This window comes from Paulownia witches'-broom phytoplasma (assembly GCF_019396865.1).
GTDB lineage: Bacteria > Bacillota_I > Bacilli_A > Acholeplasmatales > Acholeplasmataceae > Phytoplasma > Phytoplasma asteris.
Map to the genome: position 1 here is coordinate 645,626 of NZ_CP066882.1, position 17,709 is coordinate 663,334.

22 protein-coding genes and 5 pseudogenes are annotated in these 17,709 nt (G+C 25.1%); 16 read left to right on the forward strand and 11 right to left on the reverse strand.

What is annotated here, in order from left to right; genetic code table 11:
• Window positions 1-83 precede the first annotated feature (83 nt).
• From HGD80_RS05485 to HGD80_RS03505, 9 genes and pseudogenes are all read right to left on the reverse strand, one after another.
• Window positions 84-320, reverse strand: coding sequence for a hypothetical protein (locus tag HGD80_RS05485; protein ID WP_264081077.1), 237 nt, complete (start codon window positions 318-320; stop codon window positions 84-86).
• Window positions 313-753 (reverse strand): hypothetical protein, encoded by a 441-nt coding sequence (locus tag HGD80_RS03470; RefSeq protein WP_219474495.1) that lies wholly within the window; start codon window positions 751-753, stop codon window positions 313-315. Before HGD80_RS03470 ends, HGD80_RS05485 begins: the two co-directional genes overlap by 8 nt.
• Window positions 754-768: 15 nt before the next feature.
• Window positions 769-960 (reverse strand): hypothetical protein, encoded by a 192-nt coding sequence (locus HGD80_RS03475; protein ID WP_219474497.1) that lies wholly within the window; start codon window positions 958-960, stop codon window positions 769-771.
• Window positions 961-975: 15 nt separating this feature from the next.
• Window positions 976-1,266, reverse strand: coding sequence for an HU family DNA-binding protein (locus HGD80_RS03480; RefSeq protein WP_219474498.1), 291 nt, complete (start codon window positions 1,264-1,266; stop codon window positions 976-978).
• 19 nt (window positions 1,267-1,285) lie between these two features.
• Window positions 1,286-1,934: pseudogene (tmk, locus tag HGD80_RS05655) on the reverse strand (dTMP kinase).
• Window position 1,935: 1 nt separating this feature from the next.
• Window positions 1,936-2,511, reverse strand: a complete 576-nt coding sequence (locus HGD80_RS03490; RefSeq protein ID WP_219474500.1) for a hypothetical protein — start codon at window positions 2,509-2,511, stop codon at window positions 1,936-1,938.
• Window positions 2,511-3,809, reverse strand: a complete 1,299-nt coding sequence (dnaB, locus tag HGD80_RS03495) for a replicative DNA helicase (RefSeq protein WP_219474502.1) — start codon at window positions 3,807-3,809, stop codon at window positions 2,511-2,513. Before dnaB ends, HGD80_RS03490 begins: the two co-directional genes overlap by 1 nt.
• 71 nt (window positions 3,810-3,880) lie before the next feature.
• Complete coding sequence (locus HGD80_RS03500; protein ID WP_219474503.1) at window positions 3,881-4,111, reverse strand: DUF2963 domain-containing protein; 231 nt, start codon at window positions 4,109-4,111, stop codon at window positions 3,881-3,883.
• 5 nt (window positions 4,112-4,116) lie between these two features.
• Window positions 4,117-4,746: a sigma-70 family RNA polymerase sigma factor gene (locus HGD80_RS03505; protein WP_219474505.1), complete on the reverse strand. Its 630-nt coding sequence runs from the start codon at window positions 4,744-4,746 to the stop codon at window positions 4,117-4,119.
• A 493-nt stretch (window positions 4,747-5,239) separates the two neighbouring features.
• Between HGD80_RS03505 and HGD80_RS03510 the strand changes: the two genes are divergently transcribed.
• The 16 genes and pseudogenes from HGD80_RS03510 (at window position 5,240) to HGD80_RS03565 (ending at window position 14,251) form a co-directional block, all read left to right on the forward strand.
• A complete protein-coding gene (locus tag HGD80_RS03510) occupies window positions 5,240-5,647 on the forward strand; it encodes an SVM family protein (RefSeq protein ID WP_219474506.1) in 408 nt (135 codons plus the stop codon).
• Window positions 5,648-5,678: 31 nt separating this feature from the next.
• Window positions 5,679-6,245: an SVM family protein gene (locus HGD80_RS03515; protein WP_219474508.1), complete on the forward strand. Its 567-nt coding sequence runs from the start codon at window positions 5,679-5,681 to the stop codon at window positions 6,243-6,245.
• Between the two features lie 56 nt (window positions 6,246-6,301).
• A complete protein-coding gene (locus tag HGD80_RS03520) occupies window positions 6,302-6,634 on the forward strand; it encodes an SVM family protein (RefSeq protein ID WP_219474510.1) in 333 nt (110 codons plus the stop codon).
• A 290-nt stretch (window positions 6,635-6,924) separates the two neighbouring features.
• Complete coding sequence (locus tag HGD80_RS03525; protein ID WP_219474512.1) at window positions 6,925-7,164, forward strand: hypothetical protein; 240 nt, start codon at window positions 6,925-6,927, stop codon at window positions 7,162-7,164.
• A gap of 15 nt (window positions 7,165-7,179) precedes the next feature.
• Window positions 7,180-7,818, forward strand: a pseudogene (locus HGD80_RS05735) (YqaJ viral recombinase family protein).
• Between the two features lie 38 nt (window positions 7,819-7,856).
• Entirely contained in the window at window positions 7,857-7,997 is a 141-nt protein-coding gene (locus tag HGD80_RS05175; RefSeq protein WP_225904328.1) for a hypothetical protein, read from the forward strand.
• A gap of 148 nt (window positions 7,998-8,145) precedes the next feature.
• Window positions 8,146-8,364, forward strand: a complete 219-nt coding sequence (locus HGD80_RS05180) for a hypothetical protein (protein WP_264081113.1) — start codon at window positions 8,146-8,148, stop codon at window positions 8,362-8,364.
• Between the two features lie 146 nt (window positions 8,365-8,510).
• A complete protein-coding gene (locus tag HGD80_RS03540; protein WP_219474514.1) occupies window positions 8,511-8,663 on the forward strand; it encodes a hypothetical protein in 153 nt (50 codons plus the stop codon).
• Window positions 8,664-8,701: 38 nt separating this feature from the next.
• Window positions 8,702-9,325 (forward strand): annotated as a pseudogene (locus HGD80_RS05185) (hypothetical protein).
• Window position 9,326: 1 nt separating this feature from the next.
• Window positions 9,327-10,820, forward strand: a pseudogene (locus tag HGD80_RS03550) (replicative DNA helicase).
• Window positions 10,821-10,875: 55 nt separating this feature from the next.
• On the forward strand, window positions 10,876-11,376 hold the full coding sequence (locus HGD80_RS05740; RefSeq protein ID WP_425312570.1) for a hypothetical protein: 501 nt from the start codon (window positions 10,876-10,878) through the stop codon (window positions 11,374-11,376).
• A gap of 421 nt (window positions 11,377-11,797) precedes the next feature.
• Window positions 11,798-11,875, forward strand: coding sequence for a hypothetical protein (locus HGD80_RS05745; protein WP_425312574.1), 78 nt, complete (start codon window positions 11,798-11,800; stop codon window positions 11,873-11,875).
• Complete coding sequence (locus HGD80_RS05750) at window positions 11,872-12,153, forward strand: hypothetical protein (protein ID WP_425312571.1); 282 nt, start codon at window positions 11,872-11,874, stop codon at window positions 12,151-12,153. Before HGD80_RS05745 ends, HGD80_RS05750 begins: the two co-directional genes overlap by 4 nt.
• Before the next feature lie 138 nt (window positions 12,154-12,291).
• Window positions 12,292-12,504: a hypothetical protein gene (locus tag HGD80_RS05190; RefSeq protein ID WP_225904329.1), complete on the forward strand. Its 213-nt coding sequence runs from the start codon at window positions 12,292-12,294 to the stop codon at window positions 12,502-12,504.
• A gap of 34 nt (window positions 12,505-12,538) precedes the next feature.
• The gene (locus tag HGD80_RS05195) at window positions 12,539-12,922 is read left to right on the forward strand and encodes a hypothetical protein (protein ID WP_225904330.1); all 384 of its coding nucleotides are present in this window, start codon (window positions 12,539-12,541) and stop codon (window positions 12,920-12,922) included.
• 390 nt (window positions 12,923-13,312) lie between these two features.
• Window positions 13,313-14,251: pseudogene (locus HGD80_RS03565) on the forward strand (IS3 family transposase).
• 409 nt (window positions 14,252-14,660) lie between these two features.
• Here the strand turns inward: HGD80_RS03565 and dnaN are convergent.
• Together dnaN and dnaA are read right to left on the reverse strand one after the other, a co-directional pair.
• Window positions 14,661-15,797: a DNA polymerase III subunit beta gene (gene dnaN, locus HGD80_RS03570; RefSeq protein ID WP_219474516.1), complete on the reverse strand. Its 1,137-nt coding sequence runs from the start codon at window positions 15,795-15,797 to the stop codon at window positions 14,661-14,663.
• Window positions 15,798-16,084: 287 nt separating this feature from the next.
• Window positions 16,085-17,608, reverse strand: a complete 1,524-nt coding sequence (gene dnaA, locus HGD80_RS03575; RefSeq protein ID WP_219474518.1) for a chromosomal replication initiator protein DnaA — start codon at window positions 17,606-17,608, stop codon at window positions 16,085-16,087.
• Window positions 17,609-17,709 lie beyond the last annotated feature (101 nt).

Below are 17,709 nucleotides of genomic sequence, written 5' to 3' on the forward strand. Positions count from 1 at the left end.
TTTAAAATTACGATTTAACAAAAATACCCAATTATGGATGTTGTTAAAATAAGTATTATTAAATTGATATAAAATAATTTTTTTTAATTATTTCCATCCTCCTTTTCATTAATTGGATTGTTTTTTTCTTTTGATTCGTTATTTGGATTTGTAATAATTGAAAATAAACTTTTAGTTGTATTTTCTTTTTTTGGCTCATTTAATTCATCGTTTTCTGGCGATGGAAGAAAATTAAAAAATATTTTTTTAATGATAAACATTAAAGAAGTTGTAAATAGAGCGCCAACGATAAATCCAATAGAGAAATTTAGATCATTCATTTCCATCCTCCTTGTTTATAATTGAATTGGTGTTTTTTGATTTAAGTTGTTTTTTTCTTCTTTTTTTCTCTTTCCAATTAGCAACTTTGACTTTTTGTACTTCTATTTGGGATTGGAGTTTTTCTTGGGTTTCATTGATTTTATCTATTTTTTGTAATAATTTTTGCTCTAAATATTCTTGTCTGGCATTTTGGATTTCTAAGTTTTGTAGTTTTTTGTTGGGGAAAAAGATAGCCAAAATTATATCTTTGATGAAAATTAAAGTGTTTGTAATTAATTTAAAAATAGGTTTGAACCCAGAAACAATAAGAATAGTGAAAATTGTTGTTTCGATTCCATCCATTCTTCGTTCAAGTATTTCGGTAGTGCTAAATCCTTTGGTATAATTTAGAATAAAATTGCTAATTGTTGTAACTATTGAAAATAACCACATATTTTTTTACCTTTCTTAATAATTTTTAAGAATTTTACTTCGTTTTTTAAACGATTTCTTTTTGTTTTTAAAAGTTTTATTAGGGTGGGATAAATTAAGCCATTTCACTTTGGGTTGGCGGTATTTGTTGATTTTTTTCTTGGTTATTGGTTTGCTACAGTGTTTGAAATAAGTCCCACGGTATGCTTCTGTCAATCCATCACTCATGTTTTTATCTCCTTTTTATTCTAATTTAAGGGTTTTGACTTTATCTTTGAGGTTTTTTGATAATTTGAAAGTTACCACAGTTTTTGAAGGGATTTTGAGTTTTTTACCTGTTTGGGGGTTTCGTCCCACGCGTGCATTGCGGGATTTGAGGACGAACTTGCCGAGTTGAGGTGATAAAACTACCTCTTCGTTGGATGTGATTGATTCAATTAAGGTATTTTCAAATGAATTGTAAAATTCTTCGGTTTTTGCAACTGAAGTTTTTAGTTGCTTTGCAACTTCTTTGGTTAATTCTTTCTTAGTCATTGTTTTGTTGTCTCCTTTTTTATAATATTTTTTTATTAATTAAAGTTTTGATTATTTGGGCTAAATTATCTTTTTGTGAGTTGGTTGCATTAATTAAAAAATACTTGCAATTTTGGTGTTTACAATTTGCATCATTACAGTATTTATGTTGTTTTAAATAATTTTGACGAACATTTTCAAAATAATTTAATGGTTTTTTTCAATGAGATCTAATTTATGATTTGATTAGGTTTGTTTTCGTTGTAATCCAATTTGGGGGGTCAATATCTAGATAGAAAGTTAAATGAGGTTTGAGTAAATGTTGATTAATAATTTTTGATGTTATTTCATCATCATAATCTATGGAATTACCTTTTCTTTGATAAGCTATAGTCGAATCATACCAACGGTTCAACTATAACAAGATGGCCACTAAGTAGATTAGGAATTATCAGTTCATCTTGAATTTGAATCATGTTGGTAAAACTAAGAAAATATTTAGTTTTTGTGGTTGTTGTTTTTTGGTATAAAAACAAATTTCTTATTTCGTTTCCAATAGAACTACTTCCTAAACCTTGGTAAACTTTTACTTTTTGTCCTTTATTAATTAAAGATTTTTTTAATTTATTAATCAAAGTAGTTTTGCCACTTCCATCTAGCCCTTCAAAAACTATTAATTTATTCCACATTTTAATTATTTCCTTTCGTATTTTTGATTAAATTAATATCTTTAAAAGATATAAATTGTCTTTGGAATAAGGTATTTACAAAGATATTAGCTTTTTGAGAAAAACAATCAATTACTTTATCAATTCCTTGGACTTTGCCGTTTTTAATTTTATTGTTGAGCCTTTGGGATTCGATAGCATCATTTGTTAATAAGTAATATTCAAAACGCGTATCGAGTTTTTTTAGTTGTTGAGCTTCGATGATAGCTTGTTTGTAACGTTCACGGAGGCAAGTTTTAAAATTAAAAGCAACAATTCGTTTGTTTTGGGTAAACAATACTAAATCAAATTTGATATCAGGAATAAAAAATAAATATGTTTGGGGATTTTGTTTGGTGATTCCACGATGTCGAAAATAAATTAAAATTAGATATTCGTTAATTTTGCCACGCAGTACTTTTTGCTTTTGGGAAGTTGATTTGGTAATTTGAAAATAATGATTTAAACTTTGATGATTTAATTTCATATATTGATTAAAAGGATATTTAAAGTAATTATCAGGTTTGATTTGGGATAAAATATTTTCTGAAATTAACATTATTTTTCCTCAATTCTTTGGATTTCTTTATCAAAATTAAAATTGCATTGGCCTAATTTACCTGCCCTATTTTTAGCAACAATAAATTGGGTAAAATCTTCTACAACGTTTGTAAATTGATTTTTTTCATAATAACTTTCGCGATGCAAAAAAATTACCATATCGGCGTCTTGTTCAATTGAACCTGAATCTCTTAAATCTGAAAGATTAGGGATTTTAGATTCTCTCATTAAAGTTGCGCGGTTCATTTGGCTTAAAGCAATAATAGGAATTTGTAATTCCATCGCTAACTTTTTCAATTCACGAGTAATAATCCCAATTGCTTGATTTAAATTAAGAAATTGATCGCCTCTTAAAAGGTGTAGATAATCAATGAAAACTATATCAAGTCCTTGGTGAAATTTTAATTGACGGCATTTTCTTTTAACTTCTTCTATTTTGGTATTTCTGTCATAATCAATTAAAATATTCAATTCAGTTAATTTTTCTTCTGTTTGCAATAATTGTAACTTTTCTTCACGAGTTAATTGTTGTTGTTCCATTTTTTTGATACTAATCTGAGATTCACAACTAATTAAACGTTTAATTAATTCTTCAGATGTCATTTCTAAACTAAAAATCAAAATATTATGTTTTTTAGGAATATTTTGAAAAACTTTAGCAATATTGACAGCCAAATTTAAGATAAAAGCAGTTTTCCCCATTCCTGTTCTTGCGGCTAAAATATTTAATTGTCCTGGTTTAAAACCTCCAATTAAATCATCTATATTATTAAATCCTGTTTTAACTCCAACTAAGTTATTTTTATTGTTGTTTTCCAAAATGTCTTTGATTACTTTAGAAACACAACTTTTTAAATCTTTAAACTTGGGAGTGAGTTTTTTTCTTAATTTTGCAGTATTTGTTTCTATTAATTCTAAAATCTCTTGTGGAGCTATTTTGCTTCTTGCAATTTGGGATAATTTAGCAATAATACCGCCAATTTCTCTTTTTAAAGATGTTTCTTTAATTAAATCAATGTATGTTTCTAAGTGATGTGGAGAAGGCATCAAATCAGATAATTCATTTAAATAATTAATTCCTCCTATTTGTTTTAATAATTTTTCATTTTCTAAAATAGCACTTACTGAAGAATAATCAATTTCTTTATTATTTTGATGTAATATTTTCATGGCTTTAAAAATATTTTTATGATGAGGACTGTAAAAGTCAGTTTCTGTAATTTCATTAAAAACTAAAGAAATTATTTCGGGGTTTAAAAGTAAAACCCCCAACAAAGCACGTTCTGCTTCAATCATCTTTCTAACTCCTTTTTTTAATTTGGGTATAAAAAATACCCCTTCAAAAAGGGGTTTAGTTTCTATATTGATTAAAAAAAAGTTTTTACTTCTTTGATTGTTCCGTTAAAATTATAATAAGTTTCTTTGATTGGTTCTTCTGTTTTGGGATTATATTCAGTAATAAAGTCAATTGTTTTACCATTTTTATTAAACCAGGTTGTTTTAATAAAATTCCATGTATAAGGGGCATGTTCGTGAATACCACAAATTTTTTTACCATCAACATTATAATAAGTAGTTGTATTTTTTTGATAATTCATATTATTTATTTCCTTTTTATTATTTTTTTTAATTTATTAATTGCTTTAGTTTTGATAAATTTTACTTGTGTTGCAGATAAATTCAACATTTTACCTATGTCTTTGTTGGAATACTCAATTTGAGGGTATTGGTTTTGGATTTTTAAAGGAATCCCAAAACTTAATCTAATAATCTCGAATTCTTGTTTATTTAAATTGGATTTGATTTTTTCAATAAACAATTCGTGATTAACTTGGGTTAGCCAAATTTGATGAGGGTTTAGATTGTTGATATTAATAGTTTGAAGTTGTGTTTCTTCAAAAGGAATATTACTTACTTGATTTTCTTTCCGAAAAACTTCTCTGGAAGTAGAAGTGGTTTGTAGACCTCTAATAAGTTCTGTGATTTTTCCTTTAATTGTTGGGGTAGCATAGACAATAAAATTAAAGGAAAAATCTTGGTAATTATTTAAAGCTTTGATTAGACCTAAAATTCCTTCTTGGTATAAATCCTCTCTTTGAAGTGCTTTAGGGAAATATTTAAATTGTTTAACTATTTTTTTTACTAATGGTAAATGAATTTCGATTAATTGATCGCGAATTGTTAAATTGTTTTTACTTTTTAAAAAATCTTTAAATAATTTTTGTCTTAACATTTTATTCCTTTCTAAAAATATTTTTAGAAAAGATATGAAATTATTTTTTTAGCCTTGAAAAGAAAAAAAGACTAACTATTAAGTTAGTCTTAAAGAATTTTTAAAAAGTAAAAAGTTGTCCAAAGTTTTGAAACACCTCACTCTCATTTCGATACCAAAGATGATAGTTATTTAGATAACTATGTGAATTTCGAAAAAAACAAAACAAAGGCCCAGGTGGCAATTATTTAATCGTTAAATACAAAGGTCCTAAATACTTCTTAGAAGACGACAAAGACTATTACCTTGGCGAGGCTTTTGTTGTTGATGACAACTTCGAATTAACCGATTTCCACCTTCACTTTAATCCAAAAAGAAAAACTTTATCTCTTTACCAAGATAAACACAATAACGATAAAGCCAAATAAGCCGAAAGTAAAAAAAGAACTAGCGATAACTGGTGATTAAATTTAACAACTTCCAGTATGTTAAAATATAAAGGAGATTTCATTTAATGTTTAAAATCAAAAATAATTTATTATTATTGAACATATTTGTATTTATTTTATTAGGGTTGTTTTTAATTACTAGTAATAAACAAGTAATAGCCACTCCTAATGAAGAGTTTATTGGTGATATGAGAATTGTTAATACAACTTTTTCAGATATTAATCGTATCAAATATTTTCAACCATTTTCACAATATTTTGATTTTACAATAAGTGGACCTTGTTATAATGGAAATATAGCAACTTCTGCCATTATGTGGAAAATTAAAAATCCGCCTCATAATTTATTGGGTGTTTATTTTGATAATGGTACTAAAGATGATGAGGATGATAAATATACCTTAGAAGATTTGAAACAAATGGGAAATGGCGCTTCAAATATGTATATTTTTTGGCAATATGAACAAAAATAATTTTTCTTAATTAAACAAAGGAGTTAAAATAATGTTTAAATTACAAAATCAATTTAAAATAATAAGTATTTATTTATTTACTTTTTTAGGACTATTATTTATAACTAATAATTATCAAGTGATGGCAACGGGTAATAATGATGGCATATCTGAAAATAATTCAGTTGTTGATAATCATATAGATGAATATAATATTTTTAGAAACTTATTATTAACCCAAGGTAGAATATCTCAACAATTGATTAATGAACTTTTATATCATAGTTCAGAAACGGAAATTAATTTTTTATTATCACAACTTCAACAAATACATCAAGAAATAATAACTTATCAACAAAGACAACTAAATAATCAAGAACGAATATTAAGAAATTTTGATAATAATATGACAAGAGTTCAATTAGAAAGAGAATATTTATTGTTAACACAAGAAATGATAACAGCCATTAACAACACGCCGCTTTATGCTTCAGAAGAAGAAATAAACATTTTAAGAAATATCCAAACAAGAATAGATCAAAATCAAAGACAAATAAATATCATTAAAAATCAAACCCAAAATAACCAAAATCAACCAAATAATAATAGAAGACGTTAAAATAATTTAAAGTGTGTTTTATTTTTATTATTAAATATCAAAAGGAAATTTAATTAATGTTTAAATTACAAAATAAATTTAAAATAATAAATATTTGTTTATTTATTTTTTTGGGATTATTTTTAATAAATAATAATGATCAAGTTATGGCTATGGAAAACTCAAATAATATTCAAATCAATAAAGAAATTATTATTAATAAAAAACAAGAAATACAAGAATATATAAATCAAAAAAATCAAATAGCTTATATTATTGCTTTTACAAATATTCCAAACAACAGAACTTTAAATAAATTGTTAGAAATACACACTAATTTATCTAATTTAATTAATTGTTTAAGAGAACAAATTGAATCATTAGAAGAAATTTCCAATATATTTCAATAATTTAATTTTAACTTATTATTCTTAACTCAAGACCCTTTTCAGGGTTTTTTTATTTAACACACATAACTTGGAAAGGAAACAATAACCATGTTCATCAAAAAAAATCTTTCAATCTTTACCTAGTAATCTCATCTTTTTCATCATCACTCTACTTTTATTTATTCCAATTATAATTGTTTATTATGTCATTAAATTCTATCTTTTCAGTGTTAAACTAAGTATTAACCAATTAAAAAAAGGAATAGTGGTTAAATTTTACCAATATTTAACCACGAAGCGACCTAATCATCATGTGGAATTTAATTAATACTTGGTTAACTAAGTTAAATAATAGCCTTAATACTATCAGTCATTATTTCTTTACTTATCAAAATCAATGGTTAAACTTAGGTTTATTAACAATTATTTTATTATTTCTTTCTCATCTTTTATATTTAATTGATTTTCTTTTTAAATTTTTTTATCATATAATTAAATTTATTTATTATTTAGGAAAATATCTTTTTATTATTATTAAAGAAAATTTTTAAGAAAGGTAAATAACCATGCAAATCAAACTATCACAACGCACCAAATTATGGTACCAACATCGAAAAAAATACATCAACGCTTCCGAAGTTGCTTCGATAACAGGTTTAGATCCCTTTCGTTCCATGGAACAATTAGTCCATGATAAAATCTTTGGCACCACTTTTACCGCTAATCAATATTACGCTTCATGGACAAAAAATGGAACCCATCGCTCCCAGTTTTTCATACAAAAAACCAATTTAATTTTTTAAGACACCATTTTTACTGATGATCAAGTTAACCTTTTTCCCGCCTCTTTAGATGGCTACAATGAACAACATCGAGCTGTTTTAGAAATTAAATGTCCTTTTGTGAATGAAAATCAAGAAGTTTCATCCACTTGGACTAGTTTTTTAACTCACCCTCAGTTAGAAAATATCCCCAAATACTACTGGGCCCAAGTTCAATGTCAACTTTATTGTAGTCAAGCTAATTTAGCTTATTTTTTAGTTTATTTTAACAACCAAAGTTATCATGTAGTGCGGATTTATCAAGATAAAACATTTATCAATAAAATGATTCAAGCTAGTCAAAAATACTTAGCACTTTTAACTAAAGCCAAAGACGAATTAGAAAAAACAACTTATTTAAAACAATTAAGTAAAATTAAATAATTAATACTTTGAGACCTTCAATTTGAAGGTCTTTTTTTATGCCCAAATATAAAAATCAAAGGAGAAAAGAAATGATGAAATTAATCGTTTTCGAAGGACTTGACAGGAGTGGAAAAACTTCTCTTATTCACGCCCTTCAACCCCTCTTAAAACCCCTCATCAACTTTATCAAGGCTTAGGGAGTAGTTCACTTGGGAAGGAAATTAGAGATTTATTTTTAAATTTTCAACAAGTAGATTATCTCACTCGTTTTTATTTAAGTCTGGTTAATATGTCGCAATCCAAGCGGAATTAATTGTTCCTCAATTAAAAAATCACCAATTAATTATCTTAGACCGTTGGTTACCATCCACTTATGCTTATCAATTATTTCCCTTTTCTAAGGAAAAGAAACAACTTTTACCTTTAAAAAAGATCTTTAAGTTGAATCATGAAACTATCTTAAAAAAACCCGATTTATTAATTTATTTAGATATCGATCCTCTTATCGGAAGAACCAGAAAGAAAAAACAAAAAAACCATCAAAGAGATCTCATTGAAAGATAATCGTTAACTTATTTTCAAACCGTTCGTCAAGGATACAATCATTATCTCACTCATTATACTAGTGACATTAAGAAATTAATCTTAAATTGAAGCGATCCCATTCCATCTAATATTCAAAAAATTATGAAATATCTAGGAGAAAGATAATGGCTATTGTTATCAAGAAAAAATGTCAAAACGGCAATAACTACTTCTATTTTTTTTCTAATGGAAAAATCAAAACCATTCATAAAGATGGCACCATTATCTGGAAAACAAAAAGAATTTTTAAAACTAAAAAAAACAACAAAAGACCTTAATTTAAAGGTCTTTTTTTATTTAAAGAAAGGAATATCAAATGTTAAATAACCAAGATTTTTTTAATATTCAACAATTTAATACTAATATCCAAACTGTGGAAATCTTAAAATGTTTTTTTAACAAAGACACCTTTAATCTTTCTATTAACGAATATATGAAACCCAATTACCAACAATTAAACCATTATTTTAACCAAAATCACATCAACTCTCAAAGCCAAAAAGTAATCCGTGGTAAAATCAATGAATATCTTTTTTTACTCTATTTTCAAAACCAAGGAATCATTCATTTATATCCTCAAAGCTTATTTATTCTTCATCCCCGACATTAAATTTGATTTAGTGTTATTTACGAAAAATAAACGGATTATCGCTTTTAATTTTAAAACATGTCTGCGTGATCGCTATAAACAAGCCATGGTAGAAGGCAACAATTAAAAAAACTCGATACTCGTTTTGAATTTTATTTATTAATCAACAACGAACCAAAAACTCAGAGATTAAATAATAAAATCAATCAAGGAAAAGTCCAAGGTATTAATCAAGTAATTAACTTATTTTCCAATTCAGCCAACAATTTCTTACAAAACTTAATTACCCGTCAATTCATCGCTTTTTCTAACATTAACATCATTAAAAAAGAAAAAAAGGAGTTAATATAAAATGTTAACCAACGAACAAAAAGCGTTAAAACAATTAATAAATTATATCGAACAAGGCCAATGGGAAAAGTTAAACCTTTATTGTCAAATCATCAACCCCAAAACCCTACTTGACCCCAACAACACAAAAATATTTAAAACCTTAAAATATTTAACTTTAAACCAGACAAATACTCATCCCTTTGATAAAATCAAATCTCAAACTGAGATCATCAAAGAATTACTCGCTTATCTTCGAACTCATTTTTCCCAAGATCATTTTAAGAAAGAATCATTATCTTTTTTAAGTAATGATTTGAGTAAAGAAAATAACCTTGATTTTTTAGCTAACTTAAAACATACCTATACCCAAGAAAAACTGTTCCAACAACTCTTAAAAATTATTAGTCCTTCTTTTGAAAATAAAGATCCTTATTATAAACATCTATACTACCAAGAAATCTTTGATAAATTAAGAAAATTTATGGCTTTGATTCCGCATCAATCAGATAAAACATTATTAAATTTAAATCAAATGGCTTCTTGTCACCCTGAATTTTTTGAAACTGATAACCAAGCTAAACAAAAAATCCAAGAAGAATATTGCCGTCTATCAGAAACTTTCCGAGGTTTAAATCAAGCCACAAAAGGCTTTAAAAAAGGTCAAATCATCACCATTGGTGGCTATACTGGTTTAGGAAAAACTACTTTTGTCTACAATCTTCTTTTAGATATCATAAAAACCAAACACCAAGAAACTCATCATCACCCTCATCTCTTAGTTTTTTCTTATGAAATGACCTTAGAAGAAAATTTAAGTCGTTTATTAGCCCACCAAACTCAAATTCCCTTAGATGTTATTTTAGCTAAAAATTGGGAAGACTCAAACATCACTCAACATACCTACATGGAAAGGATGAATGACGCTCAACAATTCTTTTCCCAGCTTAACTTATCCTTTAGTTATGAACAAAGTAAAAAAATAGATTATATCATTGATTTAGTTTATCGCCTTCATTTATAACAAAAAGTAGAAATCATCGTTATCGACCATCTTCAAATTACTAAAACGTCCAATCATTTAGAAAATGACCGTCTAGCCATTGATGAAATTATGACCAAACTCAAACAATTAGCCATGGAATTAAACATCGTTATTATCATTTTATCTCAATTTTCCAGAGATACATACAGTAATTTTCAAGGGAAATCCCCTGAAATCACCGCTTTAAAAAGAAGTGGTGGAATTGAAACTAACTCAGATATCGTCTTAATAATGTCTGAATTTCAACCCAAACTATCCAAAGACCAAGACAAGCCCTTAAATATCTATAATCAAAATTGTAATCAATTATATTTAGCATCAAAAAACAACGAATCTCAAAAAATCATTGAATTATCTATTAAAAAGAATCGCAGTGGCACCAAAAAGAATTTAGTTTATCACTTTGAAATGACCACACAAACCTTCCAAGAAATCGGTTATATTTTGCCTTATTCATTAGAAAGTTATTAAGGAGTTTATTAATGAATTATCAAGAAAAATAAAACACATCCAAACTCATTTCCCCATGTCAGTTTTATTAAAAAAATTAAATATAATACCACTAAATTTTAACATCAACCACCGTTTCCCTTGTCCCATTCATCAAGGAAAAAATCCTACTTGTTGTCATTTCACTTCTACTAACAAAATTCATTGTTGGAAATGTGTTCGCGATTACGATCTGATTGATGTTTATATGACTATCCGTCAAATTAAATCTTTTTCTAAAGAGATTCAAATAATAGAAGGATTTATGAATTCTTTCGAATTTAAAACCTTAATCCAACAAGAAAAAGAAACAACGAAAATAACTACGAACCCTTTTCAACAGTTATATCAACCTATTAAACCAAAACCACCAGTTGACGAACAGGAAATTAATATCAAAAAGAAACAATTATTTAAAAAAATCTCACCCTTATTTAACCAAATTAGAAATTATTATCATTATTTATTAATTTCCAACCAAAATAACGAAAGTCAATCAGGAATAGAATATTTAACTCAAAAAAGAAACTCACTCTAGTAACTATTAAAGAATTTAAACTAGGTTATGACCCCTTATCTGATAAACCTTTATCTTTTCGGTTAGTAAATTACTGTCAAAAGAAAAATATTAAGATCGATCAATTATTAGAATATGGTTTTATCAAAGAAAAAACCAATCAACAAAATAAAAATATTTTCATGATAATTTTCATGGTTCCATTATTATCCCCATTGAAAATGGTTATCATCAAACTTTTCATTTTTATCAAAACCATTTTCGCGAAGTTTCTTACTTTCAACCTAAATATCAAGCTTTAACTAATTTCAGTCAAACCCCCACCTTTCATTTTAGTTATCGGTTTTTTGAAGCGTTACCTTTTATCAAACAAACCAAAACCATCATCATTCATGAAGGCTTTTTTGATGTCATTAGTTGTTGGCAAAACAAAATTAAAAACGTGGTTGGTCTCATTTGTGTCGCTCAATTACTTTCTAAATCACAATTAGAAATTCTCAAAAAAGAAAAGATTAAGTGATTATCGCCTTAGATATTGATGAAACAGGAGGAAAACGCAGTGAAGTGTTAGGATTACAACTTAAAGAAGAAAATATTATTTACGAAATTAGATGTATTTTACCACCTTATGATAAAACTTGTAAAGATGTCGATGATTTATTACGTCAATACGGAAAAGAAGCATATCAAAAATGTTTTTTAGCTCCATACATTACTTATGAAGAGGCCAAAAAGAAAATCATCGTCGATTTAGCGATTCATTTCTTTGGCGAAGACAAAGTTGAAGTAATTAATTAAATTATTTTTTTACACCAAAATATATAACATCTACACATATAAAAACATTAATACATTCTCATAAAAGTATATATATAATAAATTTAACTATTTAGGGTTTTATTTTTATAACAAAAAACCAAATTAAGGAGAAAAGAAATGAAAAAAGACAATAGCCAAGAAATTAGAATCGGAGGTTGGAACGCGAAAACCACCCCTAATGATTTAACTCAAATTAAAAACTTTTTAAAAATATTAAAAGAAGATTTAATCAATCTCACTATTATCTCTCATTCCAAAAAGAAAAATACTTACCAAGAAGCTAATTACCGTCCCAAAACCAAACTCTCTTCGTTGATCCTCAAATCTTAGAAGAAATGAAACAAACCAAAAAACACCTTAATTAATGATAATTTCTTTCTCTTCTAGTAATAGTAAACTATTACTTTCTGATTTAACCCCACTTAAAAGCCAAAATAACCCCCTTAAACATCTATTTAATATCTTCAAAATCAATTATAAAAATGAATTCAAAAATATCATAAAAGAATTAATTGGAAAAATTGATGTCAATAAATTAGAAACTTTACAATTATATCAATTAGACCCTCAAAAGCTAGATAAATATCATAAACCAATGAAAACTAACTATAAGAAGAGGTTAAACATCATCTATTATCGAAAAGAAGATTTAAAATATCTTCAATTCTTTTTGACAAAAGATAAACAAGGTTATCGGGTGAAAAAACTACATCCTATGTATAAATATTTAATAAAAAAAGAAAACTAACAACTTTATAACACTTTACTAACAACTTTATAACAGTTTGACTTTGAAAATAATCTATATAAACATTAACTCATTTAAGGAGTGATATTTGATATTTTATATCGATAATGATAATGATACTCGATATTTGATATTATCGCATTATCATTTTTCATATCATTATTATATCGATATCATAAAAACCTCTTTTGAGGTAATTTTATTTTTTTAATTTATTTCAATCATTAAATCAACTTTAATTTTTAAATTAACTGCCTTACCAAGTATTGATTATTATATATGAAACAAAAAGATGAACGCACTGAAGCACTTATTGATCAAATAAAAAATCTTTTAGAGTTATAATAGTTGATATATTTAAAATAATTTATAAAGATAATTGGTGTTAAGATGCAAAAATTAAAACAAAAATTAAATTATTACAAAAAAATGATTGAAAAGATTAAAAAAACTGATAAAAAGATTGTTTTTCATTTAGTTAAGTGATTCAATCAAAATCTTAATTTAACCACCATTTTAAAAACATTTCAAATTAAAAGAAGTACTTATTATTATTGGTTGAAAGTTAAAACTAAACTAAAAGAAAAAGAAGAAAAATACCTGTTACAACAAAAAAGAATTAAAGCTTTATGCCTTCATTATCAATATTTTTACGGTCATCGAAAAAATCACTGATTTATACCAAAAAACCTTTAATGAATTCATCACCAAGAAAAAGTTTATTTCATCATGAAAAAAAATGACATTAGTTGTCGTTTAAGAATCAAAAAAAAATTTTACTTATCGTAATTTAAAAAATAATTTCCAAATAATTCCTAATTTAATCAATCAAGATTTTATGGCAACCAAACCCCTCCAAAAACTCTTTACTGATATTACTTATTTTAAAACGAATCAAGGTTTTCTCTATTTTTCTTGTATTATCGACTCTTTTAACAATCAAATAATTGCTTCTCACACTTCAAATCAACAAAATAAAGATTTAGTTTCAAAAACCATCAAAAACTGCCAAAATTAAAAGAACCTTGTATCATTCATTCTGATCAAGGAACCGTTTATCAATCACAAAAAGTCCAACAAATAATAACTAAAAAAGGTTTTTTAATCAGTATGTCAAGAAAAGCCACCCATCGTGATAACGCCGTTATTGAAAACTTTTTCGGCAAAATGAAAACGTTCTTACAACATCAAAATCCTTTTTTATTTCAAAAATCTCCTAACAAAATGAAAAAATTAATTAATCAATTTCCTCAATTTTGGAATACTAAGTGGATTTTAAGCAAATTAAATCATTCAACTCCATCTCAATATTCTCAAAATCTAAGATAAATTTTTAGTTGAATTAATATAAAATAATATAACCTTGAAAAAGGTTACTTTAGTGCGCTTTTTTTTACCTAAAAATAGTAAAATTTAAAAAAAATATCATTTTCTTTCATTTTGTTGACGAGTTTTTAATTTTTTTTACCTAACTATATAGTGAAGGGTTAAAATATTAAAAAATATCTTTTGAAACTAAAGAATTATCAAAAAAAGTTTAGACACTTTTTAATTCAACAAAATATTTTCTTAGTTTGAAAAGATAGGAAATTATCTATTAATTTTTAGTCTTAAAGAGTCATTTTAAAATAAAAAGTTGTATGAAAAAAATGGAACAGCCCATAACTAACTGTTTCATTTATTTAGACAATTAAGATTAACACTGTTCTTTTTATTATCTTGCCATTATATAATAATATCAATCATTTTCGAAAGGAATAGGCAGAATCAAATGAATAGAACTATCTTTTTCCAAAGTAGTAATAATAAATGGTTTTAAGGGATTATCAAAATAAAAAACTACTTCTTTAACTGATAAAACTTTTAAAACATCTTCTAAATATTTAGCATTAAAAGCAATTTGGAAACTATTTGCACTAACTTTTAAAGGAATAATTTTTTCCAAAGCAGTTCCCAAACTTTCACTAGAAGAAGAAATTTCAATTGAATTTTGTTTAGTTAAAATAAATTTAATAACATTAGTATTTATTTGTTCTTTGGAAAACAACAATGAAACTCTTTCTAAGGCTTTCATTAAATCATCTTTATTTAAATGAATAGAAAAAGGAAAATTTGTAAGTTTAATTTCTTGAATTTGGGGATAATTTCCTTCTAAAAGTGAAGTTTGAAACCATAAATTATCAATTTCTAAAAAGATTTTTTGAGTATCAGAATAAATTTTTAAATATTTACTTTGACAATGTTCTAATATTTTACTTAATTCTTCTAAACTTTTATTAGGAATAACAATATTAAAATTGTGATATTCAATATCTAGATTGATTTTTTTTTGACTCATTCGAAAAGAATCAGTAGCACAAGCTTTTAAAAGGTTGTTTTGATAAATCAAGTTAAGTCCCATTAAAATAGGTCTTTTTTCATTTTTAGAAGTAGAAATATTTATTTCTTTAATCATATTTTTTAAAAAATGAGTTTCAATTTGAAAAGAATCTAATTTTTGGAAAGAAAAATCAAGTTCTAAAAAATCACAAACATCCATTAATTTTAATTTATATTCACAAAAACTAGTTTTAATTACTAAAAAATTATTTTCCATTACAGTAATTTTAATTAAAGAATCACTAATTTTTTTAATTATTTCAATAAAATATCTCCCTAAACAAGCAATTTTACCTTGTTTTTTAATTTTTAAACTTTCATCTTTAATTTCTATTTTAATTGCAATATTGCCATTATTAGCTTCTAAAATTAAGTTATTTTCTTGTGTTTGGATTTTGAGAGCATTAAAAATAGGGAAAAAAGTTTTTTGGGGTAAAATTTTTTGTATTTTTAAAAGTTGTTCCAAAAAAATATCTTTATTAATTTCTAAATACATTTATTAAACCTCATTTATCTTTTTGTTGTAGTAATTATTTTATATCTTTATTAATTTTATTATTAATATTTTATATAATGGCATTTAAACACGTTTAAAGTTATTTTAATTGATGTTTAACTTATTTTTAATAAATTTATATTACAATTTCAAAAACAGACTAAAATAAGTTAAAAATCATCGAATAATTAAAAGATACTTTTTTAAAATATAGATAATTTATTAATTCATTTTTAATTTAATTATTATTCAATTTTATTCAATTCATTTATTATTTAATTCACTTATTAAGAATTAATTTTTTTCAAAATAAGTTCTAAGGATTTTTTTAATTCATAATCACTTTGAGAATTTTTTTTAATTTTTTGATAAGCTTTAAAAACTGCAGAATGGTTTCTTTTGAAAAAACTACCAACAATATTATAAGGAATATCTTTTAATTCTTTGATTAAATACATAGCAATATGACGCGGTAAAGTATATTTTTGTTGTCTTTTTTTACTCATTAAATCACGAACTGAAATATTGAAAAAATTGCTAACAACTGATTTGATTTTTTCCAAAACATCCTCATCATAAGAAACACTTTTTTTGCTTTTAATCAAAAGTTCTAAAGCTTCATTGGCAATATTAATATCAATATCATAGCCAAAAGTTTGGGCATAATTCAACAATCTTAATAAAGCTCCTTCCATTTCACGAACATTATTAACAAAAGAAGAAGCAATCAAATCAAGGACATCTTTTTTTATTTTCAAAGGATTTTGTGGTTCAAATTCTAATATTTTCTTTTTCAAAATATTGAGACGATGATTAAAATCAGGACTTTGAATATCAACCATAAGACCAGCTTCAAAACGTGAAGTTAATCTACTCATAATATTTTTTAGTTCTGAGGCTTGTTTATCACTTGTAATTACAATTTGTTTTTGGTTTAAATAAAGATAATCAAATAATTTAAAAAACTCCATTTGAGTTCTTGTAGCACCTGCCATAATTTGGATATCATCAACTAATAAAAGATCAATATCACGGTATTTTTCGTTGAAATCCTCCATTTTGGCTTTTCTTAATTGGTTGGTAAATTCTTCAATAAATCCGTCAGCTTTTACATATAGAACTTTTTTGGCTGAATGTGTTTTTTTCAAAATATGATTTCCGATTGACTGAATTAGATGGGTTTTTCCGATTCCTGCTTTTCCAAAAATATATAGCGGATTGGTAGTTACTTTTTTTTCTTCAGCAATTTTTTTTGCAATTTTAAAGGCAAAATTATTACTTTTTCCTACAACAAAATTATCAAAACTATACTTGGGATTGGTATTTCCATAATTGTATTTATTAAAACTTATTTTTCTATTTTCAATTTCAACATTTGTGTCATTATCAGTTTTAGTTTCGATTTGTTCTTTTTCAATTGTTTCAAAATATTTATTATTTTGGAATTCATCATTATTTTCATTATTTTCAATTTTGGAAAAATAATTTTGATTCTCATTTTCTAATTTTTCTTTAAGATTTTCAAAATGTTTTTTTTCATCATCAAAATTACTATTTTTTTTATTTTTTTCTGAAACAAATTCAATTATAATTTTTTCTTCAAATTTTAATTTAGTTATTTTTTTGATTTTTTCAAAATACATTTTATATATTTTATTCTTAATAAATTCAGTTTCTACTGAAATTATAATTTTTTCTTCAATTTGGTTTATTTTTTTAATATTGAAAAATGTTTCTTTAAAAACTTCATCACTATAAATTTTTGATAGTTCATTCAAAATTATTTCCCAAATTTTATTATAATTATTCATTTTAATATTACCTTTAATATTACCTTTAATATTTTATTTTAATTATTGTTTTTTATTTGTTATATTATTTTTTTATTAAATTATTATTATTATGAAGCACA